We start from the raw sequence: 13,258 nt of genomic DNA, 5'->3' as shown, positions 1-13,258 counted from the left end.
TGGGTAGGCGATCAAGGGAAGCGGCAGGTCACCTCGGGTTTGTCATAGCCCAGGCTGTCCATTTCGTTGGTGGGGTGCAGGAAACCGTCCTGGGGCGAGGTGCTGACCAGCGCGCGGGGCTGCACGAGGGGAATCGGCTGGCGCAGTTGGCCGTTCCAGGGGCGGTAACTGAGCTTGCGGCCCTTGAACCCGTCCAGGGGCAGTTGCTCGCTGATTTCCACTTGGCGGATCGCCATGGGCTCGACCTGGCGCAACTTGCTCACTGCACTGGCGACGCTGCGCACGGCCATCCAGGCGGCGAAGTCGCGGTCGTTCATCCAACGCCCGGCCAGGGCCTCGAAGCGTTTCTGCAATTGGGCGGCGCCGTAGGTCTCGACGGTTTTGTGCCAGCCGGTGGGCGTCAGGCCCTGGGTGCCGGCGACGGGGCGCGGGTACCAGGTCTGGTAGGGCACGTACTCGCCGAAGTCGCCGCGCTCGTCGGCCACCAGCACCACGTCGTATTCGGCGGTCTGGGTGAACAGCGGCATATCCGCCTGGGCGCTGCGGCGCTGGTCGTTATCGAAGCGCCAGGCCTTTTCCGCCACCAGCTGCACGCCGAAGCGCTTGGCGGCGCGACGCAGGGCGGCGGCGTAGGCCTGGTCATCCTCGGTGGGGCCGACGATCAGCAGTGCCTTCTGCCATTTGCGCACTACCAGGAACTGCGCCAGCGCATCGGCGAGCATCGCGCGGCTGGGCAGGGTATGCAGCACGTTGCCCAGGCAGTCGCTGCTGCGCAGGCGGTCATCCGGGCTGCCGGCGTTGAACAGCAGGCTGTCGGGCAACGCCGCGCTGAGTTGGCGCAGGCTGGCGGCGGGTGCGTTGATCACGAACAGGCGCAGGCCCTGGGCATGCTGGGCCTGGGCGGCGGCGAGCAGAGCGTCCGGAGTGTCCACCGTGGCGCTGGTCAGGCTGTAGCGCTGGTTGAGAAAGGCGCCGGTGCTGTTGCTGTCGATGATCGCCAGTTCAGCACCGCGCTGCCCGGCATCGGCAGGCTCGGGAATCACATTCGACAGCAGCGGGCCCGGATCGGGCCGATAACCCAGGTAGCCGATCTGCACCTGCAAGGGCGCTTCGGCGGCCTGGCCGGTGGCGGCCCAGGCGATCGCCAGCAGGCAGATCACGGCGTAGGGGGCGAGCTGGCGCATAAGGCACTCCATGACAGGTAGCGCCAGCATAGGAACCCTGAACGTCGCTGCAAATATGCAGAAAGTAGCGCTGGGGCAGTACCAAGGTAGTAGCCCCGGGCGCGCCGTGTGGTTTTAGCATGGAGCACCACGGGCTCTATCCACAGGAGTGACACCAGCATGCGCGTCTTGTCGGCCTTGTGGCGCATCAACCTATGGGTGTGCGGCTTCTTCATCCTGGTGACCTGCGCCTGCACCGCGCTGTTGCTGCACCAGGCCCTGGCCGATGTGGGGCGCGAGCTGCAATCGGCCGAAGCGGTGGTGCACTACCTGAGCGAAACCGCCGCGCGCGACCCGGCCAGCCTGCAACCCCACCTCACCGCGAGTTTGCGCCATGTTCGCGTGCACTGGCTGGCGAGCGGCGACACCGTGCAAGCGCCGGACGCGGACGGGCTGGACGCCTGGCTCGGGCGCCTGTTGTTTGCCGAGGCGCGGCGCAGTGCCCAGGTGCTGGACTTGCCGGACGGCCGGCGCGTGTCCATCGCTGTCGACCCACGGGATGAAATCGACGAGGTCTGGGACTCCCTGCAACAACTGCTGGGCCTGTGCGCTCTGGCCCTGGCCCTGAGCCTGTTGACCATCCGCTGGGCGGTGCGCCGGGGCATGGGCGTGCTGGATGAATTGCTGCGCGCGCTGCAACAGGTGTGCGCCGGCCAGCTCAATGTGCGCCTGCGCAGCCAAGGCGCGCCGGAAGCACGGCAACTGGCGCTGCACTTCAACCGCATGACCGACGCCCTGGAGCAGGCACGCACCGATAACACCCGGCTCACCCAAACCCTGCTGGCGGTGCAGGAGCAGGAGCGCACCCACCTGGCCCAGACCCTGCACGATGACCTCGGCCAATACCTGGCCGGCATTCGCGCCCAGGCCTGCCTGTTGCGCCTGGCCACCGACCAGCCGCACCTGCTGGCGCCCACGGTGGCGCAACTCGAGGATCACTGCGAGCACTTGCAGCAAGGCTTCCGGGCACTGGTCCACGACCTTTATCCGGTGGCCCTGCAACACCTGCCGATGGCCGAGGCGTTTGCGCTGCTGGTCACCCAGTGGCAGGCCAGCCACGGCATTCCCTGCCACCTGCAGGTCAGCACCGACCTGCCGCTGTTGCCCGGCGCCAGCAAGACCCATCTGTACCGCCTGCTCCAGGAAGCCCTGACCAACATCCTGCGGCATGCCGACGCCAGCCAGGTGCACGTGCGCCTGCAACATCGCGGTTCGCGCCTGCGCCTGTGGGTGCGTGATAACGGTCGCGGTGCAGACACGCCCCAGCGGCCCGGCGTGGGCCTGTATTCAATGGCCGAACGCGCCCGTTGCCTGGGCGGCGAATTGAAGATCATCAGCCACCCCGGCGCCGGCTGGGCGTTGGCGTTGAACATGCCGTTGGAGGCCTCATGAATATTCTGTTGGTGGATGACCACGCGGTGGTACGCCAGGGCTATGCCAGCCTGTTGCGTGCGCTGCTGCCGGCCGTTGAAGTGCGCGAGGCGGCCAGTGGCGAAGAGGCGTTGAGCCGGGTCCAGGAAGCGCTGCCGCACCTGGTGATCATGGACTTCGGCCTGCCGGGCATCAGCGGCCTGGAAACCACCCGGCGCCTGCGCCAGCGCCTGCCGCACCTGCGCGTGCTGTTTTTCAGCATGCACGACGAGTTGCCCCTGGTGCGCCAGGCCCTGGAGGCGGGCGCCTCGGGCTACCTGACCAAAACCTCGGCACCCGAGGTGTTGATCGAAGCGGTGCGGCGCATCCTCGACGGCCACGCCTACATCGAACAGGCCCTGGCCACCGAACTGGCCTATACGCCCGGTGATCAACGCTTGCAGGGCATGACCCCGCGCGAGCTGGAAATCTTCCTGATGCTGGCCAAGGGCACGCCGACCCGAGCGATTGCCGACCAGCTGAATATCAGCAGCAAGACCGTGTCCAATCACCTGACCTTGCTCAAGAGCAAATTGCAGGTGAGTTCCCATGCCGAGCTGGTGCACCTGGGGATCGACATGGGCGTGGTGCGGGTGGTTGGATAACCGGGTGCGCGCACATCCACTGTGGGAGGTGGGGTCTAGCGATCCCAGGTGGTGGGGCAGTCGATGCAGCCTTCCATATTGGCATCCTGGAAGTTCGCGTAGTGCTGGCGGCTGCCGGTGAGGGTGGCCTGTTCCAGGTTGCTCTCGCCGAACTTGGCTTCCTGCAGGTTGGCATCGCTGAGGTCGGCCCCTTGCAGGTCGGCCTTGCTCAGCCAGGTCATTTCCAGGTCGGCCGCACGCAGGTTGGCCTTGTGCATTTTCGCCCCCGACAGCCGCGCAAATTGCAGGTAGGCCGCGCTGAGGTTGGCGTTTTCGAACTGCGCACCCTGGGCGAACAGGCCCCAACCCTGGATCGCCATCAACGTGGCGCCGCTGAAGTCGGCCAGGCGCAGGTTGCTTTGTTGCAGGCTGGCGCGGGTCAGGTTGGCGCCTTGCAGTCGGGCTTTTTCCAGGTTGGCCAGGTCGAGGTTGGCATGGCGCAGATCCGCCTCGCGCAGGTCGGCGCCGGCCAGGTTCATCTTGCTCAAGTCCTGGTTGCGCAGGTCGGCGCCCTTGAGGTTGGCGCCGGGGCATTGGCTGTGTTCGGCGATGGTGCAGCCGTTGATGATCAGCGGCGCATCGTCGCCATCGTCGGCGTGGGCCACGGGCAGGCAGAGCAGGAGTAACAAGGGCAGGTAGTTCATCGTGCGACCTCTGGGGATCCTGTGGTGAGCGGGCTTGCTGTGGTGAGGGCCTTGCTGTGGTGAGCGGGCTTGCTGTGGTGAGTGGGCTTGCTGTGGTGAGCGGGCTTGCCCCGCGCTCGGCTGCGCAGCAGTCGCAGAACCTGAGCGCACGGAGGTGCTGGAGGAATGCCAGGGCCGCTTCGCAGCCCAGCGCTGGGCAAGCCCGCTCACCACAAGGGAAGAAGCCGCTTGCTGCAAAAAGCGGCCCGGCATTCTCGCGGAGGTTATTTTTGCGCGGTCTTCTGATCCCAGCTCGGGATCTTGAACACCCAGAACGACCCGCCTTGTGCCACCGGCTTGGTCAGCTCGGCCATGTCGCCGCCCCACAACGGCACCGCGCCGCCGTAGCCGACGGTGACGCCGACATACTGCTCGCCATCCTGCTCCCAGGTGATCGGCGGCGAGACGATGCCGCTGCCGGTCTGGAACTTCCACAGCTCCTTGCCGGTTTTCGCGTCGAAGGCCTTGAAGAAACCGTCGCCTGTACCGGTAAACACCAGGTTGCCCTTGGTCGCCAGCACGCCGGCCCACAGCGGCAAGGCTTCCTTGTGCTCCCACACCACCTTGCCGGTAGTCGGGTTCATTGCCCGCAGGGTGCCGACGTGGTCGTCATACATGCGCTTGATGCGAAAACCCATGCCCAGGTACGCCGAGCCTTTCTTGTAGTTGACCTCTTCGGTCCAGTATTCCTCTTTCCACTGGTTGCCCGGAATGTAGAACAGGCCGGTGTCCTGGCTGTAGGCCATGGGGTTCCAGTTCTTGCCCCCCAGGAACGGCGGCGAGACTTCCACCGGCTTGCCTTTGGTTTCACCCGGCAAGGGCTTGGCCGGACGCTGGCCTTCGTTCTCCACCGGACGCCCGGTCTTCAGGTCGATATGGCTGGCCCAGGTGATGTTGTCCACGAACGGGAAGGCGTTCTGCAGCTTGCCGTTGTTGCGGTCCACCACATAGAAAAAGCCGTTGCGGTCAGCGTGGCCGGTGGCCTTGACCACCTTGCCGTCCTTGTCCTTGTAGTCGAACAGCACCAGCTCGTTGTTGCCGGAGAAGTCCCAGGCGTCGTTCGGGGTGTGCTGGTAGAACCACTTCACTTCGCCGGTGCTCGGATCGACGCCGACTTGGCCGGAGGTGTAGAGGCTGTCGAAGTCGTGGGGGTTGCCGTCCTTGGCGGTGCGCGCCCAAGTGTTCCACGGGCCGGGGTTACCGGCGCCGACGATGATCGTGTTGGTCTCGGCATCGAAGCTCGCGCTCTGCCAAGGGGCGCCGCCGCCGTGGCTCCAGGCCTCGACCTTGCCGGTTGCGGTGGTCGGGTCATCCGGCCACGAAGGCGCCTTGACGTCGCCGGTGGTGGTGCTGTCCTTGCCGTTGAGGCGGCCCATATGGCCTTCCACGAACGGGCGCATCCACACTTCTTCACCGGTGTCGGGGTCGCGGGCAAACAACTGGCCGACCACGCCGAACTCATCGCCGGAGCTGCCGTGGATCAACAGCACCTTGCCGCTGACCTTGTCTTTGATCAGCACTGGCGCGCCGGTCATGGTGTAGCCGGCGGCGTGGTCGCCGAACTTCTTGTTCCACACCACTTTGCCGGTGTGCTTGTCGAGGGCGATCAGGCGTGCGTCGAGGGTGCCGAAGTAGATCTTGTCGCCGAAGATCGCCGCACCGCGGTTGACCACGTCGCAGCATGGGCGAATGTTGTCGGGCAGGCGGTGGTTGTAGGTCCACAGGCGCTTGCCGGTCTTGGCGTCGAGGGCGAACACGCGGGAATAGGAGCCGGTGACGTAGACCACGCCGTCGCTGACGATGGCCTGGGATTCCTGGCCGCGTTGCTTCTCATCGCCGAACGAATAGGACCAGGCTGGGGTGAGCTTGAACACGTTCTTGTCGTTGACCTGGGCCAGCGGGCTCCAGCGCTGGGCGTTGGTGCCCATGCCGTATTGCAGCACGTCCTGGGTGGTCAGGTGGTCGTTGGCGATGTCTTCCCAGGTGACATTGTGCGTCGGCTTGGCGGGTTCGGCGGCGGCAAAAGTTGCCGCACTGAGGGACAGGCTGCCCACCAGCAAAAAGGCTTGCACGGCAAGGCTTAAAGGTGAGCGGGCGGGTAGCGATCTTATTGTCATGGTTGCAGTTCCCAGTGGAGGTTTTGGCCTGCACAGGGTGGAACGCCGGGGCGCCGGGCGGATACGGAAAAACTCCCGCTGTGGCCGGGAAGACTTCCCGAGGCGCCGCTGTTTTAGGCGTGCCCCACAAGCCCTACTACCAAGGGAGGAGAGGGCGGCCACCAAAGCAGCATACGGCCCATGCCCCGGGGTTTCTAAGATGGTTGCCATAGCCTCTGCAATGAGGTTTTGCGTGCAATCCTGAGGGCAAAAATAATGACAACAAAACACAATGCCTTGCTCGTCGCCGGGCTGTTGGTCGGTGTGATCGCCGGGGGCTCCGCCTGGGCCCATGGCAACGTGGTCCCGCAAGCGGTGGAAACCAAGGGCCTGACCTCGATCAAGGACGCCGGTGTGCCGGTCAACGAAGACGGCTGGGCGGCGGTCAACCCATACCGCACCTCGCCTGAACACGACCGCGCCGTGGAAATCGGCTCGTCCGCCTACAACCAGAACTGCGCCGCCTGCCACGGCCTGGAAGCCAAGTCCGGCGGCATCGCCCCCGACCTGCGCATGCTCGATGTGGGCGAAGCCGGTGATGAGTGGTTCGTCGAGCGCGTGCGCCATGGCGCGGTGCGTGACGGCCGCGTGTACATGCCGAAAATGGCCGACTACCTGAGCCAGGAAGCCTTGTGGGCCGTGCGCACCTACCTGGACAGCGTGCACGTCGAGGAGTAAGCCATGCGCCTGTTCGCTTATGTGCTTGGCCTGGCCCTGCTGTGTTGCCAGCCGGCACAGGCGCAGGTGCGCAGCTATGACCAGATGATCGCCGCCGGCGAAATCAACGTGGCGGTGTACAAGGACTTTGCCCCCTACAGTTTCGAAGACGGCGCCACCGCGCGCGGGGTCGACGTGGAACTGGCCCAGGCCCTGGCCACGGCCCTGGGGGTACGGCTCAAGTTGATCTGGGCGCCGGCCGGCGAGAAGCTCGACGACGACCTGCGCGACTACATCTGGCGCGGCAGCCCGTTGCACAACCAGCAACTGGCCGACCTGATGATGCGCGCGCCCTACGACCGCGATTACGCACAAAAGCGCAACGACCAGGGCGAACTGGAAAACGGCCATGTGGTGATGTTCGGGCCGTACCAGAACGAACAATGGCAGGTGGCTTATGACCGTCGGCGCCTGGACACGGTTGCCAGCGTGGCGGTGTTCGAGCAGCACCCGATTGGCGTCGAAGTCGACAGTGTGCCGTCGTTCTACCTCACCTCGGTGTTCAACGGCATGCTCGCCGCCAGGACCCATCACTACCCCGACGTGCCCCAGGCCTTTGCGGCGATGAAAGCCGGTGAGGTCGATGCGGTGATGGCGATGCGCGGCGAAGTCGATTGGCAGGTGCACGAGGCCCACGACCCGCAACTGGCCCTCGCCGAAAACGCCTACCCGAACATGGGCAAGCAACGCTGGGAGATCGGCATGGCGGTGCACGAGAGCAATCGCCAGTTGGCCTACGCGGTGGAAGAGGCGCTGGAAGGCCTGATCCGCGACGGCGCGGTGCAAGCCATCTATGCCCGTTACGGCCTGCAGTACGAAGTGCCCGAGATGTATCAATAGGAGCAGACGATGAACTGGCGACTGAGCTGCATCCTGGCTTGCTGGCTGCCGCTGGCGGCGCACGCCGTGGAGGTCGATCCGGTGCCGTCGGTGATGTGGGCCTTCTATCACAAGCAGTTCCTGGCGCAGGCGCCGTTCGTGTTCGACGACCGAGTCAAGCTGCTCGCGCCGCCGTTCGCCGAAGATGCGCGCCAGGTGCCCCTGGAAATCGACGCCCGCGCCTTCAATGGCCATGTGGTGAAGATCCTCGCCTGGGCTGAGCTCAACCCGTTGCCGAAAATCGTCGACTTCCAGCCCAAGGCCGGGGTGCTGCCGTGGCTGTCGCTGCGGATTCGTATCGAGCAGGCCACGCCGTTGCGGGCGGCGGTGCTCACCGATGACGGCCTGTGGCACGTGGGCTCGACCTTGATCGACGCGGCCGGTGGCGGCTGCACCGCGCCCAGCGTGGTACGCACCCAGCCGGGCTGGGAAGAGCACATCGGCGAAGTGCTCGGCGGCCGTTACCCGCGTGGCGAGTTCAGCCGCGTGCGTGTGCAGGTGGCGCACCCGATGGACAACGGCATGGTCAGCGGCATCCCCGAGTTTTTTATCAACCATGCGCAACTGCGCGGCCAGGACGGCCAGGTGCTGGCTGATCTTGAGCTGTTCCCGGCGGTCAGCGAGAACCCCAACCTGGCCTTCGACATCGACGCGCCGGGGCCCACCCGCCTGGTGCTGCGCGACAACAGCGGCAATGAGTTCGACGCGGCCATCCCCTGACCAGAAGGAGCGCGGCATGCGCTGGATTCTATTGTTATGCCTGGGCCTGAGCCTGCCCGCCCTGGCGGACCTCGACTACGCCCTCAAGCCCCGGCTGATCGCCGACGACACCTGGCTGCTCGAAGGCAGCACCGACAATTTTGCCAAGGCCAACGGCGGCAATATCGTCAACACCGCCTTTATCGTCACCGAGGCCGGCGTGGTGGTGATCGACACCGGACCGTCGCGGCGCTACGGCGAAGCCATGCGCGAGGCCATCGCCCGTGTCACCCCCAAGCCGGTGATCCGGGTGCTGATTACCCATCATCACCCCGACCATGCGCTGGGCAACCAGGCCTTCAAGGACGTGCCCATCGGCGCCCTGGCCGAGACCACGCGGCTGCTGCATGAGCAAGGCGACGGCATGGCGGAGAACCTCTACCGCATGGTCGGCGACTGGATGCGCGGCACCGAGGTGGTGTTGCCCACCCAGGTGCTGGAGCCCGGTGTACTGAGCGTCGGCCGCCACGACTTGCGCCTGCTCGCACTCAGCGGCCACACCGGCGCCGACCTGGCGATCTTCGACCAGAGCACCGGCGTGCTGTTTGCCGGCGACCTGGTGTTTTACCAGCGCGCCCTCACCACCCCCAACAGCCCGGGGCTGGCGGTGTGGCTGGCGGACCTCGGCACCCTGCAAGCCTTGCCCTGGACCCTGATCGTGCCCGGCCATGGCCCGGTGGCCAGCGACGCGCAACCCTTTATGCAGATGCGCGACTACCTGACCTGGCTCGATCAACTTTTGCGCGACGGCGCGGCCCAGGGCAGCGACATGGCCGAGATGATCCGCAGCCCCATCCCCGCACGCTTCGCCGCGATCAGCCTGAGCCGCTATGAACTGATCCGCAGCGTCAGCCACCTGTACCCGCGGTACGAGCGCGAACAGATGCAACGCGTGGATTCGCCGCGCTGACCCGCTACTAAGGAACTAGCAAACTCGATACTGCGGTCAATTGTGACAACGGCCCCTGCGCCCAAGAATCTGCACCAGACCGGGAAAATTTCCCGGGTATAACAAAAAACCGCAGAGGTAGCCGTCATGACCCAACCCGCACGTCGCCAACCCTTCGCCTTGAGTGTGTTGCTCGGTGCCATCCTGTTGTCCGGCCAGGCCATGGCCTCGGTCAGCGATGAGGACATCCTCCAGGACCCGAAAAACCCCGGGCAGATCGTCACCAACGGCCTCGGCGTGCAGGGCCAGCGCTACAGCCCCCTCGATACCCTGAACGTCGACAACGTCAAGGACCTGCGCCCGGTCTGGGCGTTTTCCTTTGGCGGCGAGAAGCAGCGTGGGCAACAGGCGCAGCCGATGATCAAGGACGGGGTGATGTACCTCACCGGTTCCTACTCGCGGGTGTTCGCGGTGGATGCGCGCACCGGCAAGAAGCTCTGGCAGTACGATGCGCGTCTGCCCGATGACATCCGCCCGTGCTGTGACGTGATCAACCGTGGCGTGGCGCTGTACGGCGACCTGGTGTTCTTCGGCACCCTCGACGCCAAGCTGGTGGCGCTGAACAAAGACACCGGCAAAGTGGTGTGGAGTAAGCAGGTCGCCGACCACAAAGAAGGCTACTCGATCAGCGCCGCGCCCCTGGTGGTCAACGGTAAGCTGATCACCGGCGTGGCCGGTGGCGAATTCGGCGTGGTTGGCAAGATCCAGGCCTATGACCCGAAAAACGGCGAGCTGCTGTGGAGCCGCCCGACCGTCGAAGGCCATATGGGTTATGTCTACAAGGATGGCAAAGCCGTGGAAAACGGCATTTCCGGTGGCGAGGCGGGCAAGACCTGGCCGGGCGACCTGTGGAAAACCGGCGGCGCCGCACCGTGGCTGGGCGGCTACTACGACCCGGAAACCAACCTGCTGCTGTTCGGCACCGGCAACCCGGCGCCGTGGAACTCGCACCTGCGCCCCGGCGACAACCTCTACTCGTCCTCGCGCCTGGCGCTGAACCCGGACGACGGCACCATCAAGTGGCACTTCCAGAGCACGCCCCACGACGGCTGGGACTATGACGGCGTCAACGAACTGATCTCCTTCAACTACACCGAAGGCGGCAAGGAAATCAAAGCGGCAGCCACCGCCGACCGCAACGGCTTCTTCTATGTACTCGACCGCACCAACGGCAAGTTCATCCGTGGCTTCCCGTTTGTCGACAAGATCACCTGGGCCACCGGCCTGGATAAGGACGGTCGGCCGATCTACAACGAGGCCAGCCGCCCAGGCGCGCCGGGCAGCGAAACCAAGGGCACCTCGGTGTTTGTCGCGCCGGCGTTCCTCGGTGCGAAGAACTGGATGCCGATGGCCTATAACCGCGACACCGGGCTGTTCTATGTGCCGTCCAACGAGTGGGGCATGGACATCTGGAACGAAGGCATCGCCTACAAGAAGGGCGCGGCGTTCCTTGGCGCCGGCTTCACCATCAAGCCGCTGAACGAAGACTACATCGGCGTGCTGCGCGCCATCGACCCGAAGACCGGCAAGGAAGTCTGGCGCCACAAGAACTTTGCGCCGCTGTGGGGCGGGGTGCTGACCACCAAGGGCAACCTGGTGTTCACCGGCACGCCGGAAGGCTTCCTGCAGGCGTTCAACGCTAAGACCGGCGAGAAGGTCTGGGAATTCCAGACCGGCTCCGGCGTGCTCGGCTCGCCTGTGACCTGGGAAATGGACGGCGAACAGTACGTCTCGGTGCTCTCCGGCTGGGGCGGCGCCGTGCCGTTGTGGGGCGGTGAAGTGGCCAAGCGCATCAAGGACTTCAACCAGGGCGGCATGCTCTGGACCTTCAAGCTGCCCAAAGAGCTGGTCGCCAAGCACTGAAACTACGACCAAATGACAAGTGCCCCCCTGCCAACGGCGCATTCGCCCGCCAGCGGGGGCTCTTTACTATCGGGTCATCGCCTGTTGACCGACAGGCCCGGACCCAGACAGAGGCTTTAACATGATCTACGCACAACCTGGCACCCCTGGCGCCATCGTCAGCTTCAAGCCGCGCTACGGCAATTACATCGGCGGCGAGTTCGTCGCCCCGCTCAGCGGTGAGTACTTCACCAACACCTCGCCGGTGACCGGTGAAGCGATCGCCGAATTCCCGCGCTCCAACGCCGCCGATATCGACAAGGCCCTTGACGCTGCCCATGCCGCCGCCGACGCCTGGGGCAAGACTTCGCCCCAGGATCGCTCGCTGGTGCTGCTGAAAATCGCCGACCGTATCGAGCAGCACCTCGAAGTGCTGGCCGTGACCGAAAGCTGGGACAACGGCAAGGCCGTGCGCGAAACCCTCAACGCCGACGTGCCCCTGGCCGCCGACCACTTCCGTTACTTCGCCGGCTGCATCCGCGCCCAGGAAGGCGGCGCCGCCGAGATCAACGAACACACCGCGGCCTATCACTTCCATGAGCCCTTGGGCGTGGTCGGGCAGATCATTCCGTGGAACTTCCCGCTGCTGATGGCCGCCTGGAAACTCGCCCCGGCCCTGGCCGCCGGTAACTGCATCGTGCTCAAGCCGGCCGAGCAGACGCCGCTGTCGATCATGGTGTTTGCCGAATTGATCAATGACCTGCTGCCACCGGGCGTGCTGAATATCGTCCAGGGCTTTGGCCGCGAAGCCGGGGAGGCGCTGGCCACCAGCAAGCGCATCGCCAAGATCGCCTTTACCGGCTCGACCCCAATCGGTGCGCACATCATGCATGCGGCCGCCGAGAACCTCATTCCCTCCACCGTGGAACTGGGCGGCAAGTCGCCGAACATCTTCTTCGAAGACATCATGCAGGCTGAGCCGCAGTTCATCGAAAAAGCCGCCGAAGGCCTGGTGCTGGCGTTCTTCAACCAGGGCGAAGTGTGCACCTGCCCGTCGCGGGCGCTGGTGCAGGCGTCGATCTACGACGACTTCATGAAAGTGGTGATGAAGAAGATCGTCAAGATCAAGCGCGGCAACCCGCTGGACACCGAGACCATGGTCGGCGCCCAGGCGTCCGAGCAGCAATACGACAAGATCCTCTCCTACCTCAAGATCGCCCAGGAAGAGGGCGCCGAGCTGCTCACCGGCGGCGCGGCCGAGCGCCTGGAGGGCGACCTGTCCAGCGGTTACTACATCCAGCCGACCTTGCTCAAGGGCCACAACAAGATGCGCGTGTTCCAGGAAGAAATCTTCGGCCCGGTGGTGGGTATCACCACCTTCAAGGACGAAGCCGAAGCCCTGGCGATTGCCAACGACAGCGAATTCGGCCTCGGCGCCGGGCTGTGGACCCGCGACATCAACCGCGCCTACCGCATGGGCCGGGCGATCAAGGCCGGTCGCGTGTGGACCAACTGTTATCACCTGTACCCGGCGCATGCGGCGTTTGGCGGCTACAAGAAGTCGGGCGTGGGGCGTGAGAACCACAAGATGATGCTCGATCACTACCAGCAGACCAAGAATTTGCTGGTGAGCTACGACATCAATCCGTTGGGTTTCTTCTGATTCCAACTTGAAATGCAATCAGGTGTGGGAGGGGGCTTGCTCCCGATAGCGGTGGGTCAGTCAACAGTGATGTGGCTGATCCACCGCCATCGGGAGCAAGCCCCCTCCCACATTTTGCTCCCTGTACATTCGCGACTAATGCAGTGCGGCATTTACTTCGAAAGTAGCATTCGCACCCCCATCCCCCCATGCATTAATGCCTTCACCGGAATCTTCCGGCACAACAAGAGGACTCTCCCCATGTGGACCAAACCCGCCTTCACCGACCTGCGTATCGGCTTCGAAGTGACCATGTACTTCGCCAGCCGCTGATCCATCTCCGGCCAGCCTCGC

The 13,258-nt window shown here is 64.9% G+C and carries 12 protein-coding genes; 9 read left to right on the top strand and 3 right to left on the bottom strand.

The window, feature by feature from the left end:
• Nucleotides 1-11 precede the first annotated feature (11 nt).
• Entirely contained in the window at nucleotides 12-1,184 is a 1,173-nt protein-coding gene (locus J3D60_RS10295) for an ABC transporter substrate-binding protein (protein WP_253491286.1), read from the bottom strand.
• Nucleotides 1,185-1,352: 168 nt separating this feature from the next.
• Between J3D60_RS10295 and J3D60_RS10290 the strand changes: the two genes are divergently transcribed.
• Both J3D60_RS10290 and J3D60_RS10285 read left to right on the top strand, forming a co-directional pair.
• Entirely contained in the window at nucleotides 1,353-2,615 is a 1,263-nt protein-coding gene (locus J3D60_RS10290; RefSeq protein ID WP_253493983.1) for a sensor histidine kinase, read from the top strand.
• The gene (locus J3D60_RS10285; protein ID WP_065940183.1) at nucleotides 2,612-3,238 is read left to right on the top strand and encodes a response regulator transcription factor; all 627 of its coding nucleotides are present in this window, start codon (nucleotides 2,612-2,614) and stop codon (nucleotides 3,236-3,238) included. The genes J3D60_RS10290 and J3D60_RS10285 overlap by 4 nt, the downstream gene beginning before the upstream one ends.
• Before the next feature lie 35 nt (nucleotides 3,239-3,273).
• On the opposite strand, the gene J3D60_RS10280 is transcribed toward J3D60_RS10285, so the two are convergent.
• Nucleotides 3,274-3,921, bottom strand: a complete 648-nt coding sequence (locus tag J3D60_RS10280) for a pentapeptide repeat-containing protein (RefSeq protein ID WP_253491283.1) — start codon at nucleotides 3,919-3,921, stop codon at nucleotides 3,274-3,276.
• Between the two features lie 263 nt (nucleotides 3,922-4,184).
• The gene (exaA, locus tag J3D60_RS10275) at nucleotides 4,185-6,077 is read right to left on the bottom strand and encodes a quinoprotein ethanol dehydrogenase (RefSeq protein WP_092354650.1); all 1,893 of its coding nucleotides are present in this window, start codon (nucleotides 6,075-6,077) and stop codon (nucleotides 4,185-4,187) included.
• A 255-nt stretch (nucleotides 6,078-6,332) separates the two neighbouring features.
• Here exaA and pedF point away from each other — a divergent pair, with 255 nt between their 5' ends.
• The 7 genes from pedF to pqqA all read left to right on the top strand — a co-directional run bounded on the left by pedF (nucleotide 6,333) and on the right by pqqA (nucleotide 13,237).
• Nucleotides 6,333-6,794, top strand: a complete 462-nt coding sequence (pedF, locus tag J3D60_RS10270; protein ID WP_027606205.1) for a cytochrome c-550 PedF — start codon at nucleotides 6,333-6,335, stop codon at nucleotides 6,792-6,794.
• A gap of 3 nt (nucleotides 6,795-6,797) precedes the next feature.
• Entirely contained in the window at nucleotides 6,798-7,673 is an 876-nt protein-coding gene (locus J3D60_RS10265; protein WP_253491280.1) for an ABC transporter substrate-binding protein, read from the top strand.
• A gap of 9 nt (nucleotides 7,674-7,682) precedes the next feature.
• Entirely contained in the window at nucleotides 7,683-8,432 is a 750-nt protein-coding gene (locus J3D60_RS10260; RefSeq protein ID WP_253491277.1) for a quinoprotein dehydrogenase-associated SoxYZ-like carrier, read from the top strand.
• A 16-nt stretch (nucleotides 8,433-8,448) separates the two neighbouring features.
• Nucleotides 8,449-9,381 carry a quinoprotein relay system zinc metallohydrolase 1 gene (locus J3D60_RS10255; protein WP_253491273.1) on the top strand — a complete coding sequence of 311 codons (933 nt, stop codon included), beginning with the start codon at nucleotides 8,449-8,451 and terminating at the stop codon, nucleotides 9,379-9,381.
• Nucleotides 9,382-9,507: 126 nt separating this feature from the next.
• Nucleotides 9,508-11,283 (top strand): PQQ-dependent methanol/ethanol family dehydrogenase, encoded by a 1,776-nt coding sequence (locus J3D60_RS10250; RefSeq protein WP_253491270.1) that lies wholly within the window; start codon nucleotides 9,508-9,510, stop codon nucleotides 11,281-11,283.
• A 121-nt stretch (nucleotides 11,284-11,404) separates the two neighbouring features.
• Nucleotides 11,405-12,925 carry an aldehyde dehydrogenase family protein gene (locus J3D60_RS10245; protein WP_253491267.1) on the top strand — a complete coding sequence of 507 codons (1,521 nt, stop codon included), beginning with the start codon at nucleotides 11,405-11,407 and terminating at the stop codon, nucleotides 12,923-12,925.
• Between the two features lie 240 nt (nucleotides 12,926-13,165).
• Nucleotides 13,166-13,237: a pyrroloquinoline quinone precursor peptide PqqA gene (pqqA, locus tag J3D60_RS10240; RefSeq protein WP_010209364.1), complete on the top strand. Its 72-nt coding sequence runs from the start codon at nucleotides 13,166-13,168 to the stop codon at nucleotides 13,235-13,237.
• Nucleotides 13,238-13,258 lie beyond the last annotated feature (21 nt).

It is taken from the genome of Pseudomonas sp. S3E17, assembly GCF_024168685.1.
Taxonomy (GTDB): Bacteria; Pseudomonadota; Gammaproteobacteria; order Pseudomonadales; family Pseudomonadaceae; genus Aquipseudomonas; species Aquipseudomonas marginalis.
The sequence above is the reverse complement of the archived record's forward strand: the minus strand, read 5'-3'. Positions and strand labels throughout refer to the sequence as shown.